General features: G+C 61.4%; 4 protein-coding genes and 1 pseudogene. 2 read left to right on the top strand and 3 right to left on the bottom strand.

The genetic code is table 11. The annotated features are described in order from the left end of the window. A pseudogene (locus JHC36_RS03040) lies at window positions 1-228 on the top strand (transposase); the annotation flags it as partial. A gap of 6 nt (window positions 229-234) precedes the next feature. Here JHC36_RS03040 and JHC36_RS03035 read toward each other — a convergent pair. The 3 genes from JHC36_RS03035 to JHC36_RS03025 all read right to left on the bottom strand — a co-directional run bounded on the left by JHC36_RS03035 (window position 235) and on the right by JHC36_RS03025 (window position 4,309). Next, window positions 235-1,587 (bottom strand): replication initiation protein, encoded by a 1,353-nt coding sequence (locus JHC36_RS03035; protein WP_287915674.1) that lies wholly within the window; start codon window positions 1,585-1,587, stop codon window positions 235-237. Window positions 1,588-2,648: 1,061 nt separating this feature from the next. Then, window positions 2,649-3,641, bottom strand: coding sequence for a ParB/RepB/Spo0J family partition protein (locus tag JHC36_RS03030; protein ID WP_287915671.1), 993 nt, complete (start codon window positions 3,639-3,641; stop codon window positions 2,649-2,651). Window positions 3,642-3,643: 2 nt separating this feature from the next. After that, window positions 3,644-4,309, bottom strand: a complete 666-nt coding sequence (locus tag JHC36_RS03025; protein WP_287915669.1) for a nucleotide-binding protein — start codon at window positions 4,307-4,309, stop codon at window positions 3,644-3,646. A gap of 500 nt (window positions 4,310-4,809) precedes the next feature. Here JHC36_RS03025 and JHC36_RS03020 point away from each other — a divergent pair, with 500 nt between their 5' ends. Then, on the top strand, window positions 4,810-4,956 hold the full coding sequence (locus JHC36_RS03020) for a hypothetical protein (protein ID WP_287915676.1): 147 nt from the start codon (window positions 4,810-4,812) through the stop codon (window positions 4,954-4,956). The last annotated feature ends 263 nt before the right edge of the window (window positions 4,957-5,219 follow it).

The raw sequence follows: 5,219 nt of genomic DNA, 5'->3' as shown, positions 1-5,219 counted from the left end.
ATTGGGCACGTTGTCGACCGGCGCACGGAGATCGACATCAAGCGACGCGATCCGACCTGGAAGGCAAGGCGCTGGGTGGTCGAGGTCTGCCATAGCGGGTTCAACCGACTCCGCAAGCTGCTCGTCCGCTACGAGAAGCTCGAGCGCAGCTTCCTCGCACTCCACCACCTGGCCGCAGCCATCATCGCCTTCCGCAAGGTGCCGCTGAGCGTAAACGTTATTTACGGAGAGATTCTAAGCGCCGAACCGTTCGATAAACTGGGCCAATGCTTGAGCGGTGGGCTCGCCCCAGAGTTCCTTGGCATACCAGGACGACAAGAGCGCTCGAACCATGGCATTTTCGATGCCTTTGTCGAGCTTGATCGACTTGTTGGTGTTCTTGGCCTTGAAGTCGTCGAAAACGGCCTTGCGGTCCTTGTCGTCGAGCTGCATGTAGACGGCCAAGGCCTCCTTGGCCCGGGCTGCGAGGAAGCGCTCCATGACGCTAGGGGCGTAGCCGTCCTTGGCGGGCTTCGCCTTCGGCCTGGGCAAGCTCGGGGCAGGCGCGGGATTCCTGGAGGCATCCTGCAGGGCCCATCGGAAGTAGCCAGCCGGGGCGGATAGCGGGCTGAGCCCCGGGGTGGAGGCTCGCTCCTCCACCCGGACGAGTGCCGCTCGGATGACGTCCTCGGGGTACTGGGCCATCACATCGGAGGCGTCTGGGCCGCTGATCCCTAGCCGCATCACGCGCTCCATCAACTCGGTGTCGACAGGAGGTGGCGCCGGGAATTCGAGCTGGGGCTGCTGCGCTTGCTCGACCCGGAACTGGAGCCGCTCGACCTTGCGGCCGGACTTGTGCTCTATCAGTTCGACGGAGATGTCGGTGAGCGCGTTGATCTCGGCGATGGCGGGCTTCAAGGTGTCGCGCTTGAAGTACTTGTAAGCCGGCAGCCTCTCCGGGTCGATCGGGTTGCCGGTGATGACCCCGTGCCAGTGCTCGTAGGTCTGGATGTGCGTGAGCTTGGAGGGGTTGGTCGCGTAGCGGCGGCATATCTCGTAGAGCGCCAAGGCCGAGCCCGAGCGCAGGGAGCTCTGGTAGACGATCGACAGGCGCGTGTAGGTGCTCGGCGCCATCACCTGCTCATGGACCTCCGGCGGAAAGGCGAAGCCGAACCATGTCTGTCCCGAGTGCTTGTTGAACCCCTGCGGGTTCACCAGCGTCACCGAGGACACCAAGCGCTCACTGGTCCACTGCCGCTCGTTTTCTATCAGCAGCTTGATGTTCTGCATGTCCTCGATCTGGCGCTTCAAGTATTCGACGTCTCGGCTGTCGTAGGCGGCGTCGCGGGCGAGCTCGGAGAGTGGAATCCAGAAATACTTCTTGGCTGCCGGGGTGTCGATCGGCGCGTTGATACCCGGCTCGCGCATCTGCTGCGCGTGATACATCATCACGTTGAATATCTTGCGCGAGAGCAGCGATAGGCTGCCCTCGACGACCCTCAGGCCGATCGCTTCGTTGGTCTTCCGAAACTGGCGCAGGTCGCCTTGTTCAGCTATGACAAGGGCGCTCCCAGGAGCCTTGCTCCTCTTGTTCTTCTTGGTGGCCATGGGCTCCTTTGGCGGCGCGGGGTCCCTCCTCCGTGGATTATTCCGAAAAGCTCCACGCGAATCGCCTACGCTATCGGCGTCTTGTCTTCTCACCTTCTGATCGCATGATAGTGCACTCACTGTAGATGCGCAAACGGCTTCTTGCGCACAAGTCCCTGCAAAGGCTCACCTAGGTCCCCGTGTCCACTCACCTTTGGTCCCCGAAGAAGCTCACCAATTCGGGTCTCTCTCCCTGCCAAAGCTCACCTTGGTCCCTGCAAAATCTCACCCAGGTCCCTGTGTCCACTCACCGAATCGGCCGCAACCCCGCGCCGGGCTTGGCTTTTTCGGCGTTTAATTTGTATTTAAGGTATCCAAGGGTTTTTCAACAAAACCCTCAATGGCCAACGCGCTGCTCTTCCACCAAAACATACCCTGGCCGAAGCCCTGGCTCGCGAGGCATTGGGATCCACGGCCATCCAGCGTGAAGGATTGGGTCCCTGCAAAAGCTCACCATGGAGCATCGCAGCAGGTCCCTGCGAAAGCTCACCTATTGATCCGGCCAAGTGAAGATTGAACTCCGGTAGCCAGGTCGTGGCCTGGCGTCGTGTCTGGATACCGGACTTCGCCATGGTGACGGGATTCAAACATATTCTGGCCGGATCAATAAGCCATCGAGCGGGGTGGTTGACCGGCAAAGTGCTGCGCATCATCCGCAAAAGCCCCTTCATGGCGATAGCGAGCGCTTGCTTCCACCGAAGTTGCGGCATGGCAATGTTCTTCAGGAGGCGCGCCGTGGAGCTTCCCGCAAGGACGGAGCAGGAGGCCTTGGCAGTCCCAAGCAACTTTACGGCGGGTTCCGCCGGATGTGGAGTCTGTGGACCCTGTAGAAGCTCACCATTCAAGGCTCTATGCGCGGCGCTGGGCCGCGCGATCCTGGCAATCGGGCGGAGAGGCGCTTTGGACTCAAATTGAGCCTTCTCTCGCAGGTCCCCGTAAAAGCTCACCATAGACGGGCGCTACACCCTGAGCTGGGTCGTCGGAGGTCCCTGCAAAAGCTCACCTGAGATGGGGCCATGCCCTCATGCCTCCTTGGAGAACAAGGCTATGAGCTTGGCCACCAGGTCGGCGGCGGCGTCGTAGTCGAGGCCCTTGATGCTGAGCTCAACGCGGCCGTCCTCTTCGAAGGTTTTGATCTCGCCCTTTGACCCCCTGAAGGCGATCGGTTCGCGCGCGGCGCGCGGGCGGCGCACCGGGCCCTTGGCGGCAAACTTGCGCCGCGCGACCACGTCGCGGTAGCCAAGGCCCGACTTGGCCGCCTCGGCGATCAGGTCGATAACGGCGTCGTCGCCCTGGACCTCCCAGTATTCGCGTAGGGCGTTGAGCATCTTCAAGTTCATCAGATCGGGGTGCTCAGCGGCCGCGAGGATAACGCGCTGCGGAAGGTTCGCCAGCGACAGGGTGCGGCTGACCTGGTCTTCGCCAATGCTCAGCGCCTTAGCCAGGGCGGCCTGGCTTGGATAGACCTTGCGGTCGAGCAGCTCGCGCCACTTGAGTGCGTCGTCGAGCGGCGTCTGGTCGCGCCGCTCGACGTTGGCGGCCCGGGCTTCTTCGTAGAGCTCGCGCTCGCCGGCCGGGCGTGGGCGCACTTCGATCCGCAAGGTCGACAGCCCCGCGGCGCGCGCGCCGCGCAGGCGCGTTTCGCCTTCGATCAGAGCGATCCTGCCGTCGTCGTCCAAAAAGCCTGTCGCGGCAATACGCTGACCGGAGGTCGATAGCGACATGGCCATGGCGTCGACCGCGGCGCTGGTGTAGACCGCGCGTGGGTTGACCGGATTGGACTTGATTAAGCTAAGTGGCACGTCATAGACCATGCCCACTTGGTAGGCGCCGGAGCGATCTTGGCTCGAGCCAAGATTCTGGGCGCTGGGCTTAGATGCGCCTTGGCTCGAGCCAAGATTGGGGTCGGAGGCGCCCATGCGCGCGTTGCCCACGATGGGGGCACTTGCTGCGACGGCTTCGACGACGGCCGCACGGGCGGCCGAGACTTCACGTTTTTTGAATCCTGTGGCCATGATCACCCCTCGTCACCGACGCGGCGCAGAATTTCATCGTAAACCGCCTGCATCTCCCCGATCGCCTTGGCGGAGCGCTCGCGCCCTTTGAGCTCGTGCACAGCCCGTCCGCTCTTGCCGGTGGCAAGCCAGGCAGCTCGGTGGGCGATCTGGGCGTCGAAGACCGAGATGCCTTCGGAGGCGAAGTAATCGCGCAGTTCGGTGGTGGCTTTCGCTCCTTCGACCGGAGAGACGCGCGTGAGCACGACGTGCGCCGGGATCGCTCCGGACTCGTGGCGGGGACCCATGCCTTTAAGCGTATCGAAGACGTTGAGGGTAGATTCCACCTCTTGCTGATCGGGCCCGCAAGGCACCAGCACGAGATCGGAAAGCAGCGCGCACTCGAGCATCGTACGGTAGTTCTGGGCGCCGATATCGACGACGACCAGCGTGTATTTCTTCGACAAATCGACTATTTCGTGCACCGGATTGGGTGGTAAAGCAAGGACGGGGATCGCCGGTTCGATGCCCTCGTCGTGGCGAATCTTCGACCAACTCATGGCCGAGCCCTGCCTGTCGGTGTCCAAAAGAACTACGTCGACCCCATTCGCGGCGGCCAAAGCTGCGATATGGGTGGCTAATCGCGTCTTCGCGACGCCGCCTTTTTCTGCTCCGATCGTGATGACCACGGGTAACTTCCTTTCGAGTTAGCGAGAAATGGCGGCTATTTTCGCTCAGGTTTCACAACCATTGTTTATTCGTCGCCAAAAAATAACATCCGACCTGCAATGTGTTGCGTAGATGGCGCGGGCTGACATCGCCGCCTAGCTTGGCTCGAGCCATGGCCTACAAGCTTTCCCGGAAGCCGTCAGCGAGGAATCTTGGCTCGAGCCAAGGCGGCTTTGGACTTTTCCTGGCGCCACATGCGGCCTAGCCTGCGGGAATTGGCTCGAGCCAAGATCGCGGCGCCGACTGGCTCAAACGCAAGATGGAATACACCCGCCCCATGCGGAAGTTCAAAGAGTCACCCATGATTTACCCATAACTATTTGATTTAGCGTGGGTTTTCGCGCTTTCTCGGCTAAAATATCTCCTAATTTCACATTCTCGTGCGCGCGATTTCTGGGAGTTTTCTGTGAAGTTTGCCTGTCCTGCCACGGGCGATTTCTTCCGCTCTCGCATCGACCACATGATCGATCTGCGCCACCCGCTGGCGGTGCTGGCCTCTCGCATGCCCTGGCAGCAAATCGAAGGATCGGTGGTGTATCGTGCACCGAGGCGCATGCAGCCGGTCGCCCATCTCGCCCAAGAGAGATGGCAGCGGTCCATGCGGTGATCGGCTTTGAGATGCCCGATGATGGGCTCGATGGCTGGACGCCGCCTCAGCAGCCCTCTCTCCTGCTCGCTGATCCGTTGGGTCTTGCTGAAACACCGTGTCCATCCACAGTTTGCAGCGGGGAGCGTGGGTGAAACACCGACACCAATATGCGGAGCGTGTGTGAGATCAGACATGCTCCGTGTTCCCGCCGCCTACTTGCGGTGTCCCCTGTTCGGCCCTTCGCCCCCTACTGGCAGCTACTATGGCCTCCGCTGACTTCT

This window comes from Tibeticola sp. (assembly GCF_022759015.1).
Lineage (GTDB): Bacteria > Pseudomonadota > Gammaproteobacteria > Burkholderiales > Burkholderiaceae_C > Tibeticola > Tibeticola sediminis.
Note: the sequence above shows the minus strand (reverse complement) of the source record. Positions and strands in the feature narration are given on the sequence as shown.

Bases quoted from the DNA above. Each gene is read 5' to 3' on its own strand.
- JHC36_RS03035 (WP_287915674.1), bottom strand. From the start codon at position 1,587: ATGGCCACCAAGAAGAACAAGAGGAGCAAGGCTCCTGGGAGCGCCCTT.
- JHC36_RS03030 (WP_287915671.1), bottom strand. From the start codon at position 3,641: ATGGCCACAGGATTCAAAAAACGTGAAGTCTCGGCCGCCCGTGCGGCC.
- JHC36_RS03020 (WP_287915676.1), top strand. From the start codon at position 4,810: ATGATCGATCTGCGCCACCCGCTGGCGGTGCTGGCCTCTCGCATGCCC.